Genomic DNA, 23,545 nt, shown 5'->3' on the forward strand with positions numbered 1-23,545 from the left:
TTTTTAATTTATACTTATTTTCTTATTCTATTTTAAATCGTAATCCTGCATAATACATGCTTCCAAAAACAGGACCATATACAAAGGTGGTATCAAAATATGAACCAAACGGATCGTCTGGTGCTAAAATAGCATTTTCTTGTCTAACATTGGTGATATTTTCTCCTCCAACATAAACTTCAAATTTATGTGAAAACACTTTTGTAATTTGAGCATTTAAAGTTCCTACTGTTGGCGAGTATTCTGGAACTTGATATGCGATAGGATTTGTGGTTGTTGAAGAAAAACGCTGCTCGCTTAACCAGTTATAAGTAGCATCAAATCTCCATTGAGCTCCATTAGATTTCAACTTAGTTTCATAAGATCCATTTGCAAACAAACGATGTTGTGGTGTTAATGGTTTTTCTAATAATCCCGAGTTATATTGAGTTTTTACATCGTAGAATTTATAAGCCATGCGTAAATCGAAACGCTCAAACAGATTATAATTAAATTCAATTTGAAAACTATTGGCATAACTTTCGCCATCTAAATTGTAGAAACTAACTGCTTGAGGATTTTCATAATCAACCACAATTTGATTTTTAAAATCGGTTTTATAAAAGTCTAATGCCACATCTGCCTTTCTACCAAATAAATTAAATCCTTGCAATAAAGAAATTCCATAATTCCATGCTATTTCTGGATCGAGTCCATAAATATCCCCTCCGGAATTCACAATATTTATTTGTCTAGAAGTTGCAAACATATTTTGATTTTCAGCAAAAATATTAGCACTACGTTTTCCTCTACCAATAGAAGCTCTTATGGCCGATTTTTCCCAAGGTGTATAACGAGCATGAACTCTTGGAGTAATAAATACACCAAGTAAATTATGATTGTCAATGCGAACTCCAGCTGTAAGGTTTAGCTTATCTAGGTTATCATAATTATACTCAAAAAAACCACCTATAGAGGCTTCTGTTCTTTCATATTTTGTATTGCTTACCAATTCTTTATAATGATCGTATGTATAGCTTAATCCAGTTTTAATTTTGTGACGAGAATCACTAATTATTGAATTATAAATAGCATTTGCATATAAACTATTATGTGTTATATCGTAAATATTTAATCCAAAATAAGATTCTTGTTCATGCCAACTAAAAGCACTTTGCACTCCTAAACTTCTATAAGGAATTTCTGGATTTACATAACCAAACTTTACTGCTGCTTCAAAACGTTGGGTATCTATTTCTCCTCCCCAAGCATTGGTTGTTAATTTATCTATATCTGGATCAAAATCCACCTGACCAGTTTGTTTGCTATCATTTAAATATTTCACATTAAAAAAACTTACCAAACCTTTTTCTGTATTGGTATATTGCCAACGATTCATCACATTTATTTGATTATAGATTGGCATATCCATAAATCCATCGTCGTTTACATCATGTTTTTTATTATGAGTATTTCCATGTATATACAATCCAGTATCCCATTTATCAGATACCTTAGTGTTTAAATGTGTATTCAATTCTAACCTTTCATTACTTCCTGCATATAAATTTACAAAAAGTGAATTATCAGTTTTAGGTTTTACTAATTCGGTATTTATTTGTCCAGCTATACTTTCGTAACCATTTACAACACTTCCACTTCCTTTAGTTATTTGGATGCTTTCAACCCAAGTACCTGGAATAAAACTCAACCCATACGCTTGCGAAGCGCCACGAATGGATGGAATATTTTCGGTAGTTATTAAAATATAAGGACTAGTTAAACCCAACATTTTAATTTGTCTGGTTCCGGAAACAGCATCGGCAAAATTTACATCTATAGATGGATTGGTTTCAAAACTTTCCGAAAGGTTACAACAAGCTGCTTTTAAAAGTTCATCACTACTTACATTCATTATGTTCTGTGAAGACAAATAGGATTTAGCAGTGGCTTGTTTTCTGGTAGTTAATACTATTTCATCTAAACTGCTTGTAGATTGCAAAATATGGTGAATATGATCTGTGTTTTTTACTGTTAGTGTATCTGTTTTGTATCCTACAAAACTTACCACTAATTTTTTATAATCTGGCTTGTATGGAATGGTAAATTTCCCTTCAAAATCGGTAATGGAACCAACGGTTGTATCTAACCAATACACATTAGCTCCTGCTACTGGAACATGCTTGCTTTGTTCATTTACTTCCATAATCATTCCTTTTAATTTTTCTTGTGAAAAAGTAAAAACAGGAATAATAACTAATAAAATGGCTAATTTTCTCATAACTGAACAGTTTTAATTAGCATACTAATTGCCATGATTAACATGATGGTATTTTCAATAAAAGTAGCTTTTGTCATAGGTAGTTTTAATGCCGTTCCTAAACAAGCACATTGAATGGACTTCTTGTCTAATAGAGTTTTAGTTACACCAATAGTGGTAATTCCTAAAACAATAATAGTGAGTATTAAAGCAAAAGTTACTTGAAAACGCATTAAAAATAAAAGACCTAAAGCAACTTCTATAAATGGATAGATCCATCCATAAGCTGGAATAACTTTTGCCAAAGGATCGTACATTCTAAATGATTGTGGAAAGCCTTTTAAATCTAAAAGTTTAAAAAAGCTAAATACAATATAAAATAAGCCCATAAAATCCATCATAAATCCATTCCAATCGAATGGTTTTATATTCAATAAAACTGATGATACAGTTATGTAACCTAAAATTAAAAATAAAGGAAAGAGTTGTTTTAAAGTTGATTCTTCCTCTTTAGGTTCAGCACTTTTAAATACGTTTTTTGTTTCATTTTCTGTCAACGTATATTTGTTTGGTAATGCATTTTTTAGAATTTGAGTTTCTATATGAGAGTCCATTGTAATGGTAACCTCTTCAGATTCTAAACTCACTTCTACTTTAGAAACCTTATCAAGTTTTTGCAAGGCTTCTTCAACCGATTTTTTGCAATTATTACAGGTCATACCTGCAACGTGATATGTATGTGTCATTTTTGAAATTATATTTGATTAAAAAATAGTGTAAGATTTATTCCTTCAATAATTAAAGGAACAGCATAAACTAAAAATCAAATAATGAAAACCTGATCGAGAACTTGTATGTCTGTAATCAGATTGGGTGGAGAGTAATCTTTATGAGGTATTACCAGTTCTGGTAAGCCTTCAAATAGATTGATATAAGAATAAACAAATGTGCTAAGAAATAACTGTTGTTCAAATTGCAGGTCTTCAAAAGAAGATTTTTTTAATTTATCTTGACCTTTAACAATTTGAATTTCATCTTTACAACAATGCTTTTTTTCTAAACTAGTAGCTACAACCGATTCCTTATCCATTCCACAAGTATCTACTTTGGTAAAAATAGCAACATCCACTAAATTTTCGCCACAATAGTGCTTTTCAACTGTAAAGGATAGAGTTGAAAATAATACCAAGTAAGCTAATGTTACTGAAAAAGTTTTATGTAAAAATGCTCTTATCACTGGACAAATTTACAAAAAAAGCATATGAATCAAACCATTTTTTCAAAGGATTAACATTTATATTCGTTGTTTGTGATAATAAAAAGCTGGAATAAGTAATAAAGCAATAAGTGGCTGAATTAAAAAGCGTCTTACATTAAAAAACAAATAATAATCTTCTTGTTTTGGGTTGATTACAAAATATAGAAACATAGATATAAATATTAAAAAAGCTACTGAATAAATCAATATCGAAAACTTTATAACGCTTTTGTCTTTAAAAAGCACATACAAAATACCAAGGGAAATGACAGTATTTAAAACATAACGAAGCGTTGTATATGATACTAATTTAAAAACTTCTTGCCTTGGAGAATCTATATACAAATAATCGCTTTTAAAGAATGCCAAATATGGGTCGTAGAATAATTGCTCTTCAAAAATTCGAATCAGCACCAACAAACCTACCAAAACAAAAAATGCTATGTATTTTAAGAGCTTATTCATTTTTTTTCACGATAAGAAAACCTATTCACCCAAAAAAGCCAAAGCAAACAAACCATGCCATAAATAATGGCAGGAAAAATAACGGTATGCAAAATATCCTTTCGCCAAGGATAATGATACAACCCAATAGATAAAATTACAACTCGCACTAGATTAGCTATATAAATTAACACACTTCCTGCCAATAAATAAAAGAAGGTGGTTTTAAACTTGCCTGTAAAAGCTATAATAAAAGATACAAATAAAATTATAACACTTACCGAATTACAACCTTCAATAACTCTGGCAACATATTTCTTGTTAATAATTAGCTTCATGGAAGCTTCATTTGGATGAGGAACAATTTCTGCTTGATAACCTAAGCTTTCAATCAATTCTTTACTTTGTTTGGCCACCAAATTAGTCATATAATCAGGATAATAGGTTTCACTAGAACCATATTGCAAATACAATTTATATGAAAATGTCAAAACAGTATACACCAAAATAAAAGTGATGATGAATTTGATAACCGTTTTATATTTTAAAATAAGTTCTTTCAAAAAAATAATATTAATTACGACGTTAAAATTATACAAATAAGATGTTAGAATGCTCCCATTTTAAATACTTTTGCTAAAAATTTTTAAACAATGACTTTTACATCACTAAAACCACAAATAGAAACTATTATTTCATCAACTAAAACGGTAGACGAACGGTTAAAAAACATTTGCGAACTTCTAGAATCTGAAATTCCACACTACAATTGGGTTGGTTTTTATTTTAAAAATGGTGATAAAAACGAATTAAAATTAGGGCCTTATGTTGGCGAACCTACAGACCATACCATTATCCCTTTTGGGAAAGGTATCTGTGGGCAAGTAGCTGTTAGCAACAAAAATTTTGTGGTTCCTGATGTTGCAGCTCAAGACAATTATATTGCTTGTAGTATTACAGTAAAAGCTGAAATTGTAATTCCTATTTTTGTAAATGGCGAAAATATTGGACAAATTGATATAGACTCTAATACGCCAGATCCATTTACAGAAGCAGACGAGCGTTTTTTAGAATTTGTCTGTGAGAAAGTGGCAACTATTCTTTAGTTGTTAATAACTTTTAGTTTAAGTTGAAAAAACGCATGTATTTAGCTTGTGTTACTAAGTTTATTTTGATTGAAATACCTACTTTTGCACTCATAAAAAGCAACTAACATTCTACAATGAAAATATATCGTTTTTAAAAAGAATGTTTACACACAACACAACTAAAATGAGCAACAACAAAACCATTAAATCGGCTTTAATTTCTGTTTTCAGTAAAGACGGATTAGAACCTATTGTAAAACAATTACACCACCAAAATGTAATTATCTACTCGACTGGTGGAACAGAAAAATTTATTAAAGATTTAGGCATTCCAGTAGTGCCTGTTGAAGATGTTACGTCCTACCCTTCCATTCTTGGTGGTCGTGTAAAAACGTTGCACCCAAAAGTGTTTGGTGGTATTTTAAACAGACAAAATAACGAAAGTGATGTAAAAGAGTTGATCGATTTTGAAATCCCTCAAATCGATTTAGTCATTGTAGATTTATATCCTTTTGAAAAAACAGTTGCTTCTGGAGCTAACAATCAAGATATTATTGAGAAAATTGATATTGGTGGCATTTCTTTAATTCGAGCAGCTGCTAAAAATTATGCAGATGTAGTTTGTGTGTCTTCAGTTGAAGATTACAGCGAGTTTTTAGAATTACTTCAAGCTAAAAACGGAGAAACATCTGAAGATGACAGAAAACAATTCGCTGCAAAATCATTCAACGTATCTTCGCATTACGATTCGGCTATTTTTAACTATTTCAATAAAAATCATGAGATTGCGACTTTAAAAATTAGTGAAACTCAAGGCCAAGTATTGCGCTATGGCGAAAATCCTCATCAAAGAGGGTTTTTCTTTGGAAATTTCGACGACATCTTTACCAAACTTCATGGAAAAGAATTAAGCTATAACAATTTGCTTGATGTGGATGCTGCTGTGAATTTAATGAACGAGTTTAAAGGTGAAGCGCCAACGTTTGCTATTTTAAAACATAACAACGCTTGTGGATTTGCACAAAGAGACACTGTTCTTGAAGCTTATAAAGCGGCTTTAGCTGGAGATCCAGTTTCTGCTTTTGGAGGTATTTTAATTAGCAACACGGAAATAGATTTAGCAACTGCTGAAGAAATTCATAATTTATTTTGCGAAGTGATTATTGCTCCATCATTTTCTACTGAAGCTGAAGCTGTATTAAAAGGAAAAAAGAATAGAATTTTATTAATCCTAAAAGATATCGACTTACCTCAAACAACAGTTAGAACCTGTTTAAATGGTGTTTTGGTTCAAGATAGAGACAACAAAACAGATAGCATTGCAGATTTATCTTATGCTACAAACAATAAACCTACAGAAAGTGAGTTAGAAGATTTAATATTTGCATCAAAAATTTGCAAGCATACCAAATCGAACACCATTGTATTAGCAAAAAACAAACAATTATGTGCTAGTGGCACTGGACAAACCAGTCGTGTGGACGCGTTAAATCAAGCCATTCATAAAGCTCAATCTTTTAAATTCGATTTAAAAGGAGCTGTTATGGCAAGTGATGCCTTTTTTCCGTTTCCAGACTGTGTAGAGATTGCAGATCATGCTGGAATTTCAGCAGTAATTCAACCAGGAGGTTCTATCAAAGATCAACTGAGTATTGATTATTGTAATGAAAATAATTTGGCAATGATGTTTACAGGAACAAGACATTTTAAACATTAAAAAACCTATGATAATAGGAATCTCTTTTTTGAAGTTTAGATCTTTGATTTATGATACAAGTAACTTTTCAAATAATAAGAATCAAAAAGTAAACCAAAGATAAATATTGCGTAACTTTTATTACATTTACAAGATTGAATAACAAACCTCAAATAAACAACATAAACGCATGGGATTTTTTGACTTCCTAACCGAGGAAATAGCAATAGATTTAGGAACTGCAAATACACTTATCATTCATAATGATAAAGTGGTAGTAGACAGCCCTTCTATTGTAGCAAGAGATAGAATTTCTGGAAAAATAATTGCTGTTGGTAAGGAAGCCAGCATGATGCAAGGAAAAACACATGAAAACATTAAAACCATTAGACCATTAAAAGATGGAGTAATTGCAGATTTTGATGCTAGTGAACAAATGATAAGCATGTTCATTAAAAATATTCCTGCGTTAAAAAAGAAATTCTTTACTCCTGCCTTGCGTATGGTTATTTGCATTCCATCAGGAATTACAGAGGTTGAGATGCGAGCAGTAAAAGAAAGTGCAGAACGTGTTAATGGCAAAGAAGTTTATTTAATTCACGAGCCTATGGCTGCTGCTATTGGTATTGGTGTAGATATTATGCAGCCAAAAGGAAACATGATTGTAGATATAGGTGGTGGAACTACCGAAATTGCTGTTATTGCTCTTGGTGGTATTGTTTGCGATAAATCGGTTAAAATTGCAGGAGACGTTTTTACTAATGATATTGTTTATTACATGCGTACCCAACACAACTTATATGTTGGAGAACGTACTGCTGAAAAAATAAAAATTCAAATTGGTGCTGCCACTGAAGATTTAGAACTTCCTCCAGAAGACATGAGTGTTCAAGGTCGTGACTTATTAACAGGGAAACCAAAACAAGTTAATATTTCTTATAGAGAGATTGCAAAGGCTTTAGACAAATCTATATTACGTATTGAAGATGCAGTTATGGAAACATTGTCACAAACGCCTCCAGAATTGGCTGCAGACATATATAATACAGGTATTTATTTAGCAGGTGGTGGATCGATGTTAAGAGGTTTAGATAAACGTTTGTCTCAAAAAACAGACTTACCTGTTTACATTGCTGAAGATCCTTTACGTGCTGTAGTTCGTGGTACTGGAATCACTCTAAAAAACTTACCTAAATACAAAAGCGTCTTGATAAAATAGTTTAACATGCAGCAAATAATAAACTTCATTATAAGAAACAAAGCATTTTTGTTATACTTATTGTTGTTTTCAATTGCCATGGTGTTCACCATTCAATCGCATTCATATCATAAAAGTAAATTTATAAATTCAGCAAATTTTTTAACTGGAGGCATTTACAAATCTGTAAATGATATTAATGAATATGTTAATTTAAAAACTCAAAACGAAATCCTTCAGGAAGAAAACAGTAACTTAAAATCTATACTTTTTAATCAGACAGATACGATAAATAAGACTTTTATAGACAGCTCTTATTCTGGTATTTTTTATAAATTTTATCCAGCAATCGTATTTAAAAATAGCTATTCTTTAAGTAATAATGTGCTTTTAATTAACAAAGGTAAAAAAGATAGTATACGTCAAGATTTTGGAGTTATATCTTCAAAAGGCATTGTAGGCATTATAGATAATACAAGTAATAAATACGCAACAGTAATTTCTATTTTAAATACTACTAGTAGAATAAGTGCAAAATTGAAAAAATCGAATCACTTCGGATCATTAGTCTGGAATACAAAATCTCCAGAATTCATTCAATTAACCGAAATTCCAAAAATTGCACCATTAACTAAAGGTGATACAGTTGTAACTTCTGGACGTTCTACTATTTTTCCTAAAAACATTCCTATTGGAATAATAGATAGCTATCAGTTAGATGCTGCTGAAAATTTTTATACCATACATGTCAAATTATTTAATGATATGACTAGTATTGAACATGTCTATATCATTGAGAATAAAGATGCCGAAGAGTTAAACACATTAATAAATAATACCAATGAATAGTATTATTTTTACGCATACTTTTCGATTTATTATTCTTGTTTTATTGCAAGTATTGGTATTAAACCACATTAATTTTCTAGGTTATTTAAACCCTTATTTATATATTTTATTTATTCTATTATATCCATTAAAAAACAATAGAGTCGTATTTATATTTCTCAGTTTCTTATTAGGTTTAACTATAGACTTGTTTTTAGATTCTGGTGGAGTTAATGCTGCAGCATCAGTTACAATCGCATACTTGAGACCTTATGTTTTGAAATTTTCATTTGGTGCAGTTTACGATCATCAAACCATGAAGTTTGGAAATGTAGAGTTTGGATCTAAGCTTACTTACTTTACTATATTAACAGTAATCCATCATTTTATTTTATTTTCATTAGAAATTTTTAACGTTTCAAAAATAATTTTAATACTCCAAAACACGTTATTCTCCAGTATATTTACTATTATACTTTGCATTTTAACAACTATTATATTTAGCAGGAGAAATTAATGAGGCAACTTTTACTATTCATATTAATTATAATTGTAGGTCTTACGTTTATTACAAGGTTATTTTATCTTCAGGTTTATAATTCTGAAGCACACAATTTATTTGAAGATAATGCCATCCGGAAAGTTTATGATTACCCTAAAAGAGGGTTTGTCTACGATAGAAATGGCGTATTATTAGTATCTAACCAACCATCATACGATGTCATGATTATTCCTCGTGAAGTAAAGCCATTAGATACTTTAGAATTTTGTTCGTTATTAAAAATTGATAAAGAACAGTTTATAAAAATATATAATAAATCATATCATTATTCTCCAAGATTACCTTCAGTATTTGTATCGCATCTTTCTAAAGAAGACTATGCAGCCTTACAAGAAAAAATGAGAAAATATGAAGGATTCTACATTCAAAAACGTTCTTTAAGAGATTACCAAACTACTATTGGAGCAAATGTTTTAGGATATATTGCAGAAGCCACACAATATCAAATTGATAACGATCCTTATTACAACATGGGAGATTTAGTAGGGAAACAGGGTGTTGAGCTATCCTACGAAAATGAGCTACGAGGCATAAAAGGTATAAAATTTATACAAAAGGATAGATTTAATAGAGATATTGGACCATACAAAGATGGCATTTATGACACCATTCCACAACAAGGTAAAGATATTACCATATCCATAGATGCTAAACTTCAGGAGTATGGCGAAAAACTCATGCAAAATAAACATGGTGGTATAGTTGCCATAGAGCCAAGTACTGGAGAAATATTATCCTTAATCTCTGCCCCTACTTACAATCCGAATTTATTGGTTGGAAGAAAGCGTTCCAAAAATTTTACAAGATTATATAATGACACCCTAAGCAGACCTTTAATAGACAGAGGTTTATTACGTATGCACGAACCAGGCTCTCCATTTAAAGCACTTGTAGCATTAGTTGCATTACAAGAAAATGCAATAACCCCTCAAACTACAGTATCTTGTTCAGGAGTTTATCATTATGGTCGAAAAGGAACTATGGGATGTCATTGTGGAGGTGGAAGACGCGATTTAGTATTAGGTATTGCCAAATCTTGCAACTCGTATTTTGCAAATGCGTTTAGAAAAAGTATTGATATGTATCCAGACGCTAGTCATTCTATGGATGTATGGAGTAACCATATGAAAAGTTTTGGTTTAGGAAACTTTCTTGGTTACGATTTAGCAATTGGAAAAAAAGGTAATATTCCAGATGGTGCATATTACGATAAATGGTATCCAGACTTTAATTGGGGAGCCACTACTATAATTTCAAATGCTATTGGGCAAGGAGAAGTATTAGTAACTCCAATCCAATTAGCTAATGTTACAGCAGCAATAGCAAATAAAGGGTTTTATTTTATACCTCATATTATTAAAAATATTGATGGTCAAACAATAGATGAAAAATTTACTACCAAAAAACAAACTACCATTGATGAAAAACATTTTGATCCAGTAATTCAAGGATTATTTGATGTTTACAATTATGGTACTGCTCATTTTTTACAAGTTCCTGGAATTGACATTTGTGGAAAAACTGGAACTGCTGAAAATTTTACGATTATAGATGGCAAAAGAACACAACTAACAGACCACTCTATTTTTATAGCATTTGCACCAAAAGATAATCCAAAAATTGCTATAGCGGTTTTTGTTGAAAACGGATATTATGGTGCTCGATGGGCTGGAAGAATTGCAAGTTTAATGATTGAAAAATATTTAAAAGGTGAAGTAACTCTTACTCAAATGGAAAAACTTGTATTGGAAAAAAGCCTTGAAGAGGAATATGCCAAACCATATTCTGGAACACCTTTTACTATCAATAAATAATGTATAGAGAAACAAACAGACATTTTAAATTCGATTGGATGACCATCATAATTTTTCTTCTCTTAATAGGGTTTGGATGGCTTAACATTCTGTCTGCTTCGCATATTGGCGAAACTATTGATTATTTAGATTTCACTCAGCCTTATGGCAAACAATTGGTATTTATCATTTTAACCTTCGGATTGATTATTCTAATTCTTTCAATAGAATCAAAATTTTATGAAAGGTTTTCTAGTATAATTTACATTGTTTCAATGCTATCTCTAATTGGGTTATTCATTTTTGGGAAAAATGTTAATGGAGCAACATCATGGTATGCCATTGGAGGCATGACTATACAACCTAGCGAATTTGCTAAAGCAGCTACAGCTCTTGCAGTAGCTAAATATATAAGTGACTTACAAACAGATATTAGAACTTTTAAAGATCAGATTCAAGTTTGTATAATAATAATTATTCCAGCTATTTTAATTTTACTTCAAAATGATGCTGGAAGTACTGTTGTATATGCTTCCTTCTTTTTTGTTTTATATAGAGAGGGCTTACCTAAAGCTTATCTTATAATTGCTTTATTATTAGTATGTATTTCAGTTGGATCTTTAAAATTTGGAGCAATAATAACAGCTATAACCACTTCAATAATGATATTGGCTTATCATTTTACGAGAAAGTCAAAGCCAATGTTTTTAAAAACATTGTCAGTTATCATTGCTTGTATTATTCTAAGTTTTGGAATTAAGTTTCTGTATCAAAATATTCTTCAACCTCATCAACAAGACAGAATAAGTTTATGGTTAAGACTTGAAAAAGATCCTATCAAAATAGCTCAAATGCGTCGTGACATTTTATATAATTTATATGAATCTGAGAAAGCTATTAGTTCAGGAGGATTAACTGGAAGAGGTTTTTTAGAAGGCACACGTACTACTGGAAAATTTGTACCCGAACAACATACAGATTATATTTTTAGTACTGTTGGAGAAGAATGGGGTTTTACAGGAAGCATTTTTGTTGTCATTTTATTTGTTCTTCTATTATTAAGAATTCTTCATTTAGCCGAATTACAAAAATCACAATTTAGTCGTGTTTATGGTTATAGTGTAGCATCCATCTTATTCTTTCACTTCATGATAAATATAGGCATGGTTATGGGTTTAATTCCAACCATAGGGATTCCTCTCCCGTTCTTTAGCTATGGTGGATCAGGTCTTTGGGGTTTTACAATCTTACTTTTTATATTTATAAAGCTTGATTCAAATAGAATTAATGAGTGGTAATATTTTAAATACTTAATTTTTATAAACTTTATAAGATTTTTTTGTATTTTTATTTGATACTTTAATCACATTTTAATTTATCATTTAAAAAAAACAATATGAAAAATCCTATTAAAAAATTCACTCTCATACTTCTTATAATCTCTTTAACAAGCATTAGTTACTCTCAAGTTAAAAGTGATTATGATAAAAGTACGGATTTCACAAAATACAAAACCATTGCTTACAAAGGTTGGCAAAAAGATAGCGATAAAAAATTAACCGATTTCGACAAAAAAAGAATCACTGATGCCTTAACTTCCGAGTTTTCTAAACGAGGCATTCAAATAGTTGAAGGTGATGCAGATGCTGCTATTACTCTTTATATTGTTGTGAATAAAAAAACTAGTACAACAGCCTATACTTCATTTAATGGAGGCATGGGATACGCAGGTCGCTGGGGCTGGGGAATGGGTGTAGGTATGGGAATGGGTAGCGCAACAACAACCTATGACACTAACGATTATCTTGAAGGCACCTTAGTTGTAGACATGTACGATTCTAAGAGCAAAAGCCTTGTTTGGCAAGGTGTAATAACATCTGAAGTAAACGAAAAACCTGAAAAAAGAGTAAAATCTACTCCTAAGAAAATAGCAAAACTAATGAAGTCCTATCCTATTAATCCAATTAAAAAATAGGCCTAATTATTCTCATATTACTTTAAACATAATTATTTTATTTAATTCATTATTATGAAAAGCACTTTTATTGCGTTTAGCTTATTTTTGATACCTTTATTAGGTATATCTCAAGAAACAAAAGACATGGATTCCACAGCCATCTTCATTTTAGATAAAATGAGTGATGTGATTGGTGATTTAGAATCGGTTACATTCGATTTAAATAATTCTATCGACAAATTTGATGATGATAACAATATTGAAAAACAGTATTCAACTAGCACTATTTCTTTCTCAGGTCCAAATAAACTTTTAATTAGAACAGAAGGCACTGAAGGCAAAAAAGGGTATTGGTTTGATGGCGAATTTGTTACTTATTATTCTTTCGACGAAAACAATTATGTAACCCTAGAAGCTCCAGAAACAACTATTGAAATGATAGATGAAATGCACGCAAATTATGACTTTCAATTTCCAGCAGCAGATTTTTTCTACCCTTCTTTTACAGATGACATGATGGATCAATTCGATTCTATAAAGTATCTTGGTAAGAAAGTAATAGATGAAGAAGAATGTTACCATATTATGGCAATTAATAAAGATCTAAATGTACAATTATGGATTTCTAACGAAACGTATTTATTACCGAAACACTTTGTAATAATATACAAAAACAAGTCTAATTTGCAATACGAATCTAATTTTAGTAATTGGTCTATAAATCCTACAATTCCAGACTCGGTATTTTCTTTTTTTGCACCTCCAACAGCTAGATTAATAAGTATTCTAAAAAAGTAGTTATTCAATATAAGTTAAATTTAAAATATCATGACAACAAATAGACTCAATATAAAACACAGATTAGGAATAATATTAGTTTTTTTAGCATTAGCTTTCCCTTCAGATTTATTAGCGCAACGAATGGGACATGGCGCTTCAAGAGGTGGAGGCCATTCCATGTCAAGAGGTGGAGGTCATTCAATGTCAAGACCTGCAAGTAGACCTACTAACAATAGAGCCACAACTAGACCTGCAACTAATACTAGACCTGCAAGTAGACCATCACATACAACTACGCCATCTAGAACACCTTCTAAATCTATTAATGGTGGACATACTAAAAATAATAGTCGAGATTTTTCAAATAGAAACAAAAGTAATATCCCGAACAAAAGTACAAGACCAGTAAATACAAATACCCCTTCTAGAGATAAATCTAAAGTTGGAGATAGAACAAGTAATAATTCTGCACCTAAATTAAATACCAATAATCGAAAAACATCTAACATTAAAGATAAGAGTATTAATAGAGGGGATGCTGCTAGAGACAAAAGTAACATTGGAAATGGCAACAGAGGTAATAATATTAATAGTGGTAATAGAAACATAAATATTGACAATAGTAGAAATGTAACAATAAACAATAGAAACACTTATGTAAGACCTAGTTATGCTCATTATTCAAGACCACCTTATCGTTATGGAGGTTATGGATATTATTGTCACAGACCGTATTACTACCATCCTTATAGACCGTTTTATTGGGGACCATATTATCATCCTTGGGGATATTTTGTAACTACTCTAGCAACTACAGCCATTATCGTCAGTATTGTCAATGATAGTAACGATGACGACGATGAATATCACTACGAAAATGGCACCTATTATTTAAAAACTGAAGATGGCTTTGTAGCCGTACAAGCTCCTGTAGGAGCTCAAGTTTCAGATATTCCTAAAGAAGCAGAAAAAGTAGAAGTTAATAATACAACAAACTATTATTATGGTGGTGCTTTCTATGAACAAAATAAAGATGGTTATATTGTTGTACCTGCAACAGCTGGAACTATTGTACCTAATCTACCTGAAGGTGGAGAAGAAGTGAAAATTGGCGAAGTTACTTATGTTCAATTTGGAGAAACATACTACCAACCAATTCAAATAGATGGCAAAAACATGTATGAAATTGTAGAAGTAAAGAAAGAATAAATTAAGAAAACAAAAATCTAACGAATAAATAATCTATGAATAATATAAAAACAATTTGTGCTTTTATTTTATTAATGCTAATAGTATTTTCAGTAAACGCACAAAAAAACCAAATATTCTAGTAATTTGGGGAGATGACATTGGAACTTGGAACATTAGCCACAATAATCGTGGAATGATGGGCTACAAAACACCTAACATAGATCGTATAGCAAAAGAAGGAATAGGTTTTACAGATTATTACGCGCAACAAAGTTGTACAGCAGGACGTGCTGCTTTTATTGGAGGAAGTGTACCAGTTCATTCTGGTATGACCAAAGTAGGTATGCCAGGCGCTAAAGAAGGATGGCAAAAAACCGATGTAACCATGGCTACAGTTCTTAAAAGTCAAGGGTATTCCACTGGTCAATTTGGTAAAAACCATCAAGGTGATTTAGATGAGCATCTTCCAACTATACATGGTTTTGATGAATTTTTTGGAAACTTATATCACTTAAATGCTGAAGAAGAGCCAGAAAATTTTGATTACCCAAGTGACATGGTATTAAAAGATGGTCGAACATTTAAAGAAAAATTTGGCCCTCGTGGTGTTTTACACTCATGGTCAGATGGTAAAGGTGGACAACGTATAGAAGATACAGGACCACTTACCAAAAAACGTATGGAAACTATTGATGATGAGAGTGTAGCAGCAACTAAAAAATTTATTAAAAAAGCAGTTGAATCAGGCAAACCATTCTTTGTTTGGTGGAATGGAACTCGTATGCATTTTAGAACACATGTAAAAGAAGATAGACGTCATGAAGGAAATGATGAATATACTGATGGTATGATAGAGCATGACATGCATGTTGGACAATTATTAGACTTTTTAGACGAATTAGGTATTGCAGATAATACAGTAGTTATGTATTCTACAGATAATGGACCTCACTATAATACGTGGCCAGATGTAGGTACAACACCATTTCATGGTGAAAAAAACAGTTCATGGGAAGGTGCTTACCGTGTTCCTGCATTTGTAAGATGGGCCAGGTCATTTTCCTGAAGGTATTACTTTAAACGGCATTGTAGCACACGAAGACTGGCTGCCAACTTTTGCGGCTATAGCAGGAGAACCAGATATTGTTGTAAAAGCTAAAAAAGGGGTAACCTTGAATGGCAGATCTTATAAAAATCACATCGATGGGTATAATCAATTAGATTATTTAACTGGTAAAGTAAAAGAATCTCCAAGAGAAGGTTTTATTTATGTAAATGATGCTGGATCTATAGCTGCTTTGCGTTATGGGGACTGGAAAGCCATGTTCCAAGTGAATAGAGCACACCAACTACAAATATGGCTTGAGCCTTTTGTTGTATTAAGAGCTCCTTACATATTTAACTTAAGAAGAGACCCATTTGAAAAAGCACTAGAAGGTTCTAATACCTATTATGATTGGTATATAGACCGGTCTTATATATAGCAATACAAAGTTATGCGTTTAATTTCTTAAGCACCTTTGTAGAATTCCCTCCTAGCCAAACAGCTGGCGATTGGAGTCTTACTAAAGTGGAAAAACAAATTGAAGATATGGTCATGAGGAGTAATTAATACAATCTATCCCTAATAAAAAAGGCAGGCTTTATAGATTGCCTTTATTTTTTTTCAATTTAAGTAAACCCTGTTCTAATGTTTAGATTTTTATATAATAAATATTTTTTGTTTAAGACTCACAATATTTTTTTTGATGCCTCATTTTAATAGTTTAATTTTAATTCTTTGTAATCGTATCTTTTATATAAAAGAGTTAAAACAAAATGAAATACCAACATCTACTTTTAATATGGATTGCTTTGTTTAGCTTTCATACAAAAGCTCAAGACAGTATTACCAACCAAGACGTAAAAGTAAACACCCAAATATGGTTAGATTATAATTTTAAAAACCTAGTTGATAGCACAAAAATATTAAACACAGAAATAGGTTATAGAAAAGTATCACCAAAGGTTTATAATAAATTTTTAGCCATTTCTACTTTATCTTTTTCCCATAAAAAACATATAGGGTTCGTAAACATAAAAAAACCTTTGATTGAATCGTTTGAATTAGGTTCCGGAGTCATTTTTATAGACAATAACGATGCTGATAACAACCTGGAAATTAGATTTATACAAGGTTTTAAATTTATTATTCCAACCATAAAAAACATAAATCTAGTTAATTATATTAGGTTAGAAGAACGATTCCAAAATGCTTTTAATAATTCTGGTTGGATCTCAGGATATCGAATTAGATATCAAATTTCAACAGTATTGAAATGGAAAAAACACCTTGTTAAATTTACAGAAGGCTTATATTTTCCTTTAAGCGTAGAAATGTTTATAAACTTAAAAAAATCAAATCAAAATAACGATTTAACTCGAATCTCTCCTGGAATTGGATATCAACTTAAAAACAATTGGAAATATGAATTGTTTTTAATCTATAATGAAACTAAAAACACAACACAAACCAGTAATAACTCTAGCGAATTTATTTTAAGATTACGTGTCTATAACGGGCATTTAAAAAATAAATCAAAAGAAGCAAAATTAAAACAATTGCAAGAATCAAATTAATATCGAATAGACTATAATTAATAATTTGTGTAAATAACAACCAAAGACAAAATAATATTTAGCTTTTTAAAACAATTTTTTTGTATCTTCAATTATAAATCACTAACAATCATAACTTTAAATTACTAACTAAACTAATTAAAAAACATGAAAAAATTATTAGCAGAATTTATTGGGACCTTTTGGCTTGTGCTTGGAGGTTGTGGAAGTGCTGTATTAGCTGCTGGCATTCCAGAATTAGGTATTGGCTTTGCAGGTGTCGCATTGGCATTTGGTCTAACTGTTTTAACTGGTGCATATGCTTTAGGTCATATTTCTGGAGCTCATTTTAATCCGGCTGTTTCCATTGGTTTATGGATGGGAGGACGCTTTGATAGCAAAGAGTTACCTGGATATATTATCTCTCAAGTATTAGGAGGTATTGCTGGTGCTGGAGTTCTATATTTAATTGCAAGTGGTATAGACGGTTTTAGTCTTTCAAATGGATTTGCTGCTAATGGTTACGGAGAACATTCTCCTATGGGTTACGACATGACTTCTGCATTGGTTACAGAAGTTGTAATGACATTTATGTTCTTAATTGTAATTCTTGGTGCAACACATAAAAATGCGTCTCCAGGATTTGCTGGATTAGCTATTGGTTTAGCCCTAACATTAATTCATTTAATTAGTATTCCGGTTACTAACACATCTGTTAATCCTGCACGTAGTACAAGTCAGGCATTATTTGTAGGAGATTGGGCTACAGGTCAATTATGGTTATTTTGGGTAGCTCCAATAGTTGGTGCTATTCTGGCTGGTTTGGTATATAAATTTATGGCTCCTAACAAAGACTAATAAAAAATATATTTATAAAAAAAAGGCACTATAATAGTGCCTTTTTTTATTTCTTTAATTCTAATTTTTCAGCAAAATAATCGCAAAAATCCTTCATGGTTGCTGTCATTTTTTCATCTTGAGTAGCTCTATGAAATGTATCACTCATAGCCACTAATGTCTGATGAAAAAACAACTTCATTTCATCTACAGGCATATCTTTTGTCCATAAATCTATTCTTAAAGTTTCTTGGGCTTTACTGTCCCAAACAGACAATAACATAGCTTTAGCTTCTTCATTGTTTATGCCTCCATCATCTGCAGTCCAAGATAATTTTTCGGGAATTCTATTATCGTCTAACTCAACCGTTAATTCTATAGTCGATTTTATATGTGCCATTATTTTTTTGGTTTATAATTTGAATAATTAAAAATGTCTTTAGGATCGGCTTGAAGTAAATCTTTAAAAGAAACATCGTTTCTTTCCATATAGGCTTTAACTATTTGCCAACCCATATATTTTCCTATTTGACCTGGAGATTCTTTATCAATTTCTTCTAAATAAAACTTTGAAAAGGGAGCAGGATTTATAAATCTGTTTGGTAATTTAGAATCCGTACTAAATAGTAATTCTTCTTCAATAAAAAAGCGCCAGATTTCTATTTCGTTAGATTTTGCCCATTCTAATTGTTCATTTGTATAACCTATTTTTTCAGCATCAGTTTTAAATGGAATAACTTGATCTTTAAAGTAAAGTTGCTTTCCAAAATAAATCATTTCGTCTAATAAGGTTTTGTTTTGCTGCTGAAATATAAATTTATCTGCATAAGCTCCAGCAAGATCAACAACTATTTGATCTCTATTAAAATCTTGTCTTAAATATTGCTGAATACCTTCATAAAATTCATGATCACTTCCTAAATAAGTGTCTAATGAGATTAACACAATAGTATCTGTTACAATCACTTTATTTCTATAATCAACATTAGACGTTGTTGTTATAACCCTTGGTGTTTTAAACTCAGGAAAATAATATTTAAGATGCTGAAAAAGCTTATTAATTTCTATATTTTCTTCTTTAAATTCTGAAAATATCTTATTAGTTTCGAATGTTAATTCCTGCTGGAGTGTATCGTTAATTTTAGCAATCCAAAAAGAATCCGGATACTTTTCAAAAAACATAAACGGATATGCTTTTTTTAAATCTGGTAAATTAGAGACTGTGGCTTTACCAAAAGCTATATCAAATCTTTCAATAATATAATCTACTTTAATTTTTGAAATGTCATTTTCAACACCATTATCCTTTCTACAAGAAAAAATTGAAATTAAAATTAAAAACATTAAAATACGTTGTTTCATATAAAACTAAAAGGGTGTTAATTTTTATTAATAAAGCGATTCCTTTATTTTTGTTCGACAAAGGTAGTATTCTTTGTTTAAAATACATTTAAAATGCAAACAGAAAAAGTAGTAGAACACATAGTAAACTGGCTTAAAGAATATGCTATTAACGCAAAAGTTAATGGATTTGCTGTAGGTATTTCAGGAGGAATAGACTCTGCCGTTACTTCTACCTTATGTGCAAAAACAGGATTAGATGTGTTATGTATTGAAATGCCAATACATCAGGCAGAAAGCCATGTGTCTAGAGCTCAGGAACATATTAAACAATTAAAAAATCACTTTATAAATGTTAAAGATGTTAGAACAGATTTAACTCCGGTTTTTGAAGAGTTTAAAACTGAAATATCATTAGATGGCGAACAAGCTATTGTAGATATGGCATTAGCTAATACTCGAGCTAGATTACGCATGACTACATTGTACTATTATGCTGGTTTAAAAAAATTATTAGTTGCTGGCACAGGAAATAAAGTTGAAGATTTTGGAGTTGGTTTTTATACAAAATATGGAGATGGAGGAGTTGATTTAAGCCCTATTGCAGATTTGTTAAAATCTGAAGTTTATGAAATTGCAAGTATCTTAAATGTACCAGAATCTATCATGAAAGCAGCTCCAAGCGATGGTTTGTTTGGAGATGCCAGAAGTGATGAAGATCAAATTGGTGCTTCTTATCCTGAATTAGAATGGGCTATGAATATGGTTGAAAATAATAAAAAAGAATCTGATTTTTCTGGTAGAGAAAAGGAAGTTTTTAAAATTTACAGTCGTTATAACTCTAATAATCAGCACAAAATGAATCCAATTCCTATTTGTGTGGTTCCTAGTAATTTAAAATAATAATATTTAAAATTCGACAGAAATTTACTATCTTTACTTAATATGTTTCACTTTTTGCCTCGACAGTAAAGATATTTAAAACTCTTTAAGATGATAAAACTGTTGGTTGTTGATAGTCACCCCATTATTAGAAAAGGAATTGAACTTCTGTTTGTTGCGTCTAATGACATTAAGGTTGTAGGAGGAATAAGCAATGGAGAAGCTATTTTTGATTTTCTTAGACAAGAAAATGCTGATGTTATTTTATCTGAAATTGATTTACCTAAATTAAACGGTATTACAGCATTAAGAAGACTTTCTAAAGAATATCCAAATATAAAAGTGCTTATGTTTACTTCGCAACCAGAAGAAATTTATGCTCTTAATACTATAAAAGCTGGCGCATCAGGTTATTTATCTAAACAAGCAAATATAATTACTATTAAAGAAGCCATCATGAAAGTTGCTGAAGGTGACACCTATTTAAGTAATAACCTAGCAAATCAACTAGCATTTGGAAGACGAGTAACTAAATCTTCTGGTTCTCTTTATAAAAAACTTTCAACTAGAGAAATTGAAGTTTTAAAACTAATTTCTGTTGGCAAAAAAAATAAAGAAATTGCACAGGAATTAGAAATAAACGAAAAAACAGTAAGTACTTATAAAGCGAGATTGATGAAAAAACTACACGTAGAGAATATTGTAGACTTAATTAATAGAGCAAAATTAATGGAAATTTAAAGTGGCTTATTTAGTTTTCTAGATAGTAAATTGTCCAATTTTTTATAGCCTACCACTTCTTCTAAAATATCTTTATATTGTCTTTCAATATCTCCTTTTGTTTCAAGACTTAATTCTTCAATTTTCTTACTAATTAAAAAGCAGCGCAAACTCAATATAGTTTCACTAACCAATTGAGATATAGAATCTGATTTATCTTTTGGGAAAATGTTTTTTCTATTCCAGTTGGATAAAGAATAACGCTCTTCTTCCATTAAAATAGTAGTCATTTCAGCTACAATTTCAGCATCCTCATCATTTACAAAACTTTCTAAAGCAAATTCTGGGTTCTGATTTAAAGTATCTATAATTTTATAATACAGCTCTTTAAACTTTAAATTTGTAAACTCCATTTCGTCTTCTTGAAGGTCTAAATATATCTTTTCAAATACCTTTGATTGATGAATTACTGGTTCTAAAATAAGTTCATTTTTTTCATTTTCTTTTAAAATTAAATCTTCAAAATCTTCAGTTCTATTTCCGTAAAGCAATAGAATTTGAATAATCTTTCGTTCTAATTCATATTGAACATCAACCTTCTTTCTGGTTTGTTGGTTTTTTATAACCTCGAATGCTTTTTGCTCTTCTTTGTATTGTTTATTAGCGTCTTGATAATCTTTCTTGGACATCTGTGCTAAAGTACTATACAAGACACCTTCGCTAATATCCATGATTTTAGAACACTCTTGGATATAAATTTCACGTTTAATTCTATCTGGAATTTTAGAGATACTATTAACTATATCTCTTACAGTATCAGCTTTTTTAATGGGATCGTTTTTAGAATCTTCAAACAACATAGATGCTTTAAACTGAATAAAATCTTGTGCATGTTCTTCTAAATAAACCGTTAGTTCTTCCAAAGTATTTTGCTTGGCAAAACTATCTGGATCTTCGCCTTCTGGAAAGGTGCAAATTTTAACATTCATGCCTTGTTCCAGAATTAAATCGATACCTCTTAAAGATGCTCTAATTCCGGCAGCATCACCATCAAAAAGCACTGTAATATTCTTTGTTAATCTATTTATAAGTCTTATCTGTTCTGGAGTTAAGGCTGTTCCTGATGAAGATACTACATTTTTAATTCCCTTTTGATGAAACTGAATAACGTCTGTATATCCTTCAACCAAATAGCAATTATCTTCTTTAGCAATACTTTGTTTGGCATGAAAAATACCATAAAGGACTTTACTTTTATGATAGATATCACTTTCAGGAGAGTTTAAGTATTTTGCTGCTTTTTTATCGGCTATTAAAATACGACCTCCAAAACCTAAAACACGTCCACTCATGCTTCGAATAGGAAACATCACTCGTCCTTTAAATCTATCAAAATGCTTTTCATCTTTAACAATAGTAACTCCAGTTTTATTTAAATAATCTAGTTTATAACCTTGTTTTAAAGCCTCATCTGTAAAGGCTTGCCATTCATCTAAAGAATAACCTAATTGAAATTTTTTAATAGTTTCTTCAGTAAAGCCTCGTTCTTTAAAATAACTTAAACCAATAGCTTTACCTTGATCTGTTTTATGCAGTATCTTCTGAAAATATTTACTGGCATATTCGCTCACTAAATACAAGCTTTCTCTTTCGTCTGCTTGTTCTTTTTGCTCGCTTGTTTGCTCTGTTTCTTCAACTTCAATATTATATTTATTTGCTAAATATTTAATAGCTTCTGGATAGGTAAAATGTTCATGCTCCATTAAAAAGGCTACCACATTCCCTCCTTTCCCACTTGAAAAATCTTTCCAGATTTGCTTTACTGGAGACACCATAAAACTTGGAGAACGCTCATCACTAAACGGACTTAAACCTTTAAAACTACTACCAGATTTTTTAAGTTGGACAAAATCGCCAATAACCTCCTCTACTCGAGCAGTTTCAAAGACTTGATCTATGGTGGATTTTGATATCAATTTAAAAAATTAGTGGTTTCGGAAATACAATTTACATCGAATGGTAAAAGTAATAAAACTTATTGTGTTTAAAATAATCCTTTTGAAAACCATTTTTAAATATTATTAATAAAGATTATTTTGTATCTTAAATAAACTCTTTCTACGCATAACATAA

General features: G+C 30.8%; 24 protein-coding genes. 16 read left to right on the plus strand and 8 right to left on the minus strand.

What is annotated here, in order from left to right:
* Nucleotides 1-22: 22 nt before the first annotated feature.
* The 5 genes from FVF61_RS03895 to xrtF form a co-directional block, all read right to left on the minus strand.
* Nucleotides 23-2,260: a TonB-dependent receptor plug domain-containing protein gene (locus tag FVF61_RS03895; protein ID WP_148453582.1), complete on the minus strand. Its 2,238-nt coding sequence runs from the start codon at nucleotides 2,258-2,260 to the stop codon at nucleotides 23-25.
* Nucleotides 2,257-2,985, minus strand: a complete 729-nt coding sequence (locus FVF61_RS03900) for a heavy-metal-associated domain-containing protein (protein WP_148453584.1) — start codon at nucleotides 2,983-2,985, stop codon at nucleotides 2,257-2,259. The genes FVF61_RS03895 and FVF61_RS03900 overlap by 4 nt, the downstream gene beginning before the upstream one ends.
* A gap of 77 nt (nucleotides 2,986-3,062) precedes the next feature.
* Entirely contained in the window at nucleotides 3,063-3,476 is a 414-nt protein-coding gene (locus tag FVF61_RS03905; RefSeq protein ID WP_148453586.1) for an HYC_CC_PP family protein, read from the minus strand.
* 57 nt (nucleotides 3,477-3,533) lie between these two features.
* The gene (locus FVF61_RS03910) at nucleotides 3,534-3,962 is read right to left on the minus strand and encodes an exosortase F system-associated membrane protein (RefSeq protein WP_148453588.1); all 429 of its coding nucleotides are present in this window, start codon (nucleotides 3,960-3,962) and stop codon (nucleotides 3,534-3,536) included.
* Entirely contained in the window at nucleotides 3,959-4,504 is a 546-nt protein-coding gene (gene xrtF, locus FVF61_RS03915) for an exosortase family protein XrtF (RefSeq protein WP_233586678.1), read from the minus strand. Before xrtF ends, FVF61_RS03910 begins: the two co-directional genes overlap by 4 nt.
* 90 nt (nucleotides 4,505-4,594) lie before the next feature.
* Here xrtF and FVF61_RS03920 point away from each other — a divergent pair, with 90 nt between their 5' ends.
* The 14 genes from FVF61_RS03920 (at nucleotide 4,595) to aqpZ (ending at nucleotide 18,490) form a co-directional block, all read left to right on the plus strand.
* On the plus strand, nucleotides 4,595-5,047 hold the full coding sequence (locus FVF61_RS03920) for a GAF domain-containing protein (RefSeq protein ID WP_148453592.1): 453 nt from the start codon (nucleotides 4,595-4,597) through the stop codon (nucleotides 5,045-5,047).
* A gap of 166 nt (nucleotides 5,048-5,213) precedes the next feature.
* Entirely contained in the window at nucleotides 5,214-6,746 is a 1,533-nt protein-coding gene (gene purH / locus FVF61_RS03925) for a bifunctional phosphoribosylaminoimidazolecarboxamide formyltransferase/IMP cyclohydrolase (RefSeq protein WP_148453594.1), read from the plus strand.
* Between the two features lie 169 nt (nucleotides 6,747-6,915).
* Nucleotides 6,916-7,944: a rod shape-determining protein gene (locus tag FVF61_RS03930; RefSeq protein ID WP_109681297.1), complete on the plus strand. Its 1,029-nt coding sequence runs from the start codon at nucleotides 6,916-6,918 to the stop codon at nucleotides 7,942-7,944.
* Nucleotides 7,945-7,950: 6 nt separating this feature from the next.
* The gene (mreC, locus tag FVF61_RS03935; RefSeq protein WP_148453596.1) at nucleotides 7,951-8,772 is read left to right on the plus strand and encodes a rod shape-determining protein MreC; all 822 of its coding nucleotides are present in this window, start codon (nucleotides 7,951-7,953) and stop codon (nucleotides 8,770-8,772) included.
* Nucleotides 8,765-9,268 (plus strand): rod shape-determining protein MreD, encoded by a 504-nt coding sequence (mreD, locus tag FVF61_RS03940; protein ID WP_148453597.1) that lies wholly within the window; start codon nucleotides 8,765-8,767, stop codon nucleotides 9,266-9,268. The genes mreC and mreD overlap by 8 nt, the downstream gene beginning before the upstream one ends.
* The gene (gene mrdA / locus FVF61_RS03945; RefSeq protein WP_148453599.1) at nucleotides 9,268-11,127 is read left to right on the plus strand and encodes a penicillin-binding protein 2; all 1,860 of its coding nucleotides are present in this window, start codon (nucleotides 9,268-9,270) and stop codon (nucleotides 11,125-11,127) included. Before mreD ends, mrdA begins: the two co-directional genes overlap by 1 nt.
* Nucleotides 11,127-12,404: a rod shape-determining protein RodA gene (gene rodA, locus FVF61_RS03950; protein WP_148453601.1), complete on the plus strand. Its 1,278-nt coding sequence runs from the start codon at nucleotides 11,127-11,129 to the stop codon at nucleotides 12,402-12,404. Before mrdA ends, rodA begins: the two co-directional genes overlap by 1 nt.
* A 98-nt stretch (nucleotides 12,405-12,502) precedes the next feature.
* A complete protein-coding gene (locus tag FVF61_RS03955; protein ID WP_148453603.1) occupies nucleotides 12,503-13,081 on the plus strand; it encodes a DUF4136 domain-containing protein in 579 nt (192 codons plus the stop codon).
* Nucleotides 13,082-13,135: 54 nt separating this feature from the next.
* Entirely contained in the window at nucleotides 13,136-13,861 is a 726-nt protein-coding gene (locus tag FVF61_RS03960) for a DUF2092 domain-containing protein (protein ID WP_148453605.1), read from the plus strand.
* Nucleotides 13,862-13,891: 30 nt separating this feature from the next.
* Complete coding sequence (locus tag FVF61_RS03965) at nucleotides 13,892-15,052, plus strand: DUF6515 family protein (RefSeq protein ID WP_148453607.1); 1,161 nt, start codon at nucleotides 13,892-13,894, stop codon at nucleotides 15,050-15,052.
* Between the two features lie 55 nt (nucleotides 15,053-15,107).
* Nucleotides 15,108-16,100, plus strand: coding sequence for a sulfatase-like hydrolase/transferase (locus FVF61_RS14310; protein WP_233586681.1), 993 nt, complete (start codon nucleotides 15,108-15,110; stop codon nucleotides 16,098-16,100).
* A gap of 106 nt (nucleotides 16,101-16,206) precedes the next feature.
* Nucleotides 16,207-16,518 (plus strand): alkaline phosphatase family protein, encoded by a 312-nt coding sequence (locus FVF61_RS14315; RefSeq protein ID WP_233586684.1) that lies wholly within the window; start codon nucleotides 16,207-16,209, stop codon nucleotides 16,516-16,518.
* Between the two features lie 334 nt (nucleotides 16,519-16,852).
* A complete protein-coding gene (locus FVF61_RS03975; RefSeq protein ID WP_148453609.1) occupies nucleotides 16,853-17,653 on the plus strand; it encodes a DUF2490 domain-containing protein in 801 nt (266 codons plus the stop codon).
* A gap of 147 nt (nucleotides 17,654-17,800) precedes the next feature.
* Nucleotides 17,801-18,490 (plus strand): aquaporin Z, encoded by a 690-nt coding sequence (aqpZ, locus tag FVF61_RS03980; RefSeq protein ID WP_148453611.1) that lies wholly within the window; start codon nucleotides 17,801-17,803, stop codon nucleotides 18,488-18,490.
* 46 nt (nucleotides 18,491-18,536) lie between these two features.
* On the opposite strand, the gene gldC is transcribed toward aqpZ, so the two are convergent.
* Both gldC and gldB read right to left on the minus strand, forming a co-directional pair.
* Nucleotides 18,537-18,869 (minus strand): gliding motility protein GldC, encoded by a 333-nt coding sequence (gene gldC, locus FVF61_RS03985; RefSeq protein WP_148453613.1) that lies wholly within the window; start codon nucleotides 18,867-18,869, stop codon nucleotides 18,537-18,539.
* Complete coding sequence (gene gldB / locus FVF61_RS03990) at nucleotides 18,869-19,831, minus strand: gliding motility lipoprotein GldB (protein ID WP_148453615.1); 963 nt, start codon at nucleotides 19,829-19,831, stop codon at nucleotides 18,869-18,871. Before gldB ends, gldC begins: the two co-directional genes overlap by 1 nt.
* A 93-nt stretch (nucleotides 19,832-19,924) precedes the next feature.
* On the opposite strand from gldB, the gene nadE reads away from it, so the two are divergent.
* Both nadE and FVF61_RS04000 read left to right on the plus strand, forming a co-directional pair.
* Nucleotides 19,925-20,713 (plus strand): NAD(+) synthase, encoded by a 789-nt coding sequence (nadE, locus tag FVF61_RS03995; RefSeq protein ID WP_148453617.1) that lies wholly within the window; start codon nucleotides 19,925-19,927, stop codon nucleotides 20,711-20,713.
* A gap of 90 nt (nucleotides 20,714-20,803) precedes the next feature.
* The gene (locus FVF61_RS04000; RefSeq protein WP_148453619.1) at nucleotides 20,804-21,433 is read left to right on the plus strand and encodes a response regulator; all 630 of its coding nucleotides are present in this window, start codon (nucleotides 20,804-20,806) and stop codon (nucleotides 21,431-21,433) included.
* On the opposite strand, the gene dnaG is transcribed toward FVF61_RS04000, so the two are convergent.
* Nucleotides 21,430-23,388, minus strand: coding sequence for a DNA primase (dnaG, locus tag FVF61_RS04005; RefSeq protein ID WP_148453621.1), 1,959 nt, complete (start codon nucleotides 23,386-23,388; stop codon nucleotides 21,430-21,432). The two genes, FVF61_RS04000 and dnaG, sit on opposite strands and share 4 nt — an antisense overlap.
* Nucleotides 23,389-23,545: the final 157 nt, after the last annotated feature.

The sequence above is a fragment of the Xanthomarina maritima genome, assembly GCF_008084905.1.
GTDB classification, from domain to species: domain Bacteria; phylum Bacteroidota; class Bacteroidia; order Flavobacteriales; family Flavobacteriaceae; genus Xanthomarina; species Xanthomarina maritima.

Coding starts and splice junctions, on each gene's coding strand:
- FVF61_RS03895 (WP_148453582.1), bottom strand. CDS start 2,260: ATGAGAAAATTAGCCATTTTATTAGTTATTATTCCTGTTTTTACTTTT.
- FVF61_RS03900 (WP_148453584.1), bottom strand. CDS start 2,985: ATGACACATACATATCACGTTGCAGGTATGACCTGTAATAATTGCAAA.
- FVF61_RS03910 (WP_148453588.1), bottom strand. CDS start 3,962: ATGAATAAGCTCTTAAAATACATAGCATTTTTTGTTTTGGTAGGTTTG.
- FVF61_RS03920 (WP_148453592.1), top strand. CDS start 4,595: ATGACTTTTACATCACTAAAACCACAAATAGAAACTATTATTTCATCA.
- purH (WP_148453594.1), top strand. CDS start 5,214: ATGAGCAACAACAAAACCATTAAATCGGCTTTAATTTCTGTTTTCAGT.
- FVF61_RS03930 (WP_109681297.1), top strand. CDS start 6,916: ATGGGATTTTTTGACTTCCTAACCGAGGAAATAGCAATAGATTTAGGA.
- mreC (WP_148453596.1), top strand. CDS start 7,951: ATGCAGCAAATAATAAACTTCATTATAAGAAACAAAGCATTTTTGTTA.
- mreD (WP_148453597.1), top strand. CDS start 8,765: ATGAATAGTATTATTTTTACGCATACTTTTCGATTTATTATTCTTGTT.
- mrdA (WP_148453599.1), top strand. CDS start 9,268: ATGAGGCAACTTTTACTATTCATATTAATTATAATTGTAGGTCTTACG.
- rodA (WP_148453601.1), top strand. CDS start 11,127: ATGTATAGAGAAACAAACAGACATTTTAAATTCGATTGGATGACCATC.
- FVF61_RS03955 (WP_148453603.1), top strand. CDS start 12,503: ATGAAAAATCCTATTAAAAAATTCACTCTCATACTTCTTATAATCTCT.
- FVF61_RS03960 (WP_148453605.1), top strand. CDS start 13,136: ATGAAAAGCACTTTTATTGCGTTTAGCTTATTTTTGATACCTTTATTA.
- FVF61_RS03965 (WP_148453607.1), top strand. CDS start 13,892: ATGACAACAAATAGACTCAATATAAAACACAGATTAGGAATAATATTA.
- FVF61_RS03975 (WP_148453609.1), top strand. CDS start 16,853: ATGAAATACCAACATCTACTTTTAATATGGATTGCTTTGTTTAGCTTT.
- aqpZ (WP_148453611.1), top strand. CDS start 17,801: ATGAAAAAATTATTAGCAGAATTTATTGGGACCTTTTGGCTTGTGCTT.
- gldC (WP_148453613.1), bottom strand. CDS start 18,869: ATGGCACATATAAAATCGACTATAGAATTAACGGTTGAGTTAGACGAT.
- gldB (WP_148453615.1), bottom strand. CDS start 19,831: ATGAAACAACGTATTTTAATGTTTTTAATTTTAATTTCAATTTTTTCT.
- nadE (WP_148453617.1), top strand. CDS start 19,925: ATGCAAACAGAAAAAGTAGTAGAACACATAGTAAACTGGCTTAAAGAA.
- FVF61_RS04000 (WP_148453619.1), top strand. CDS start 20,804: ATGATAAAACTGTTGGTTGTTGATAGTCACCCCATTATTAGAAAAGGA.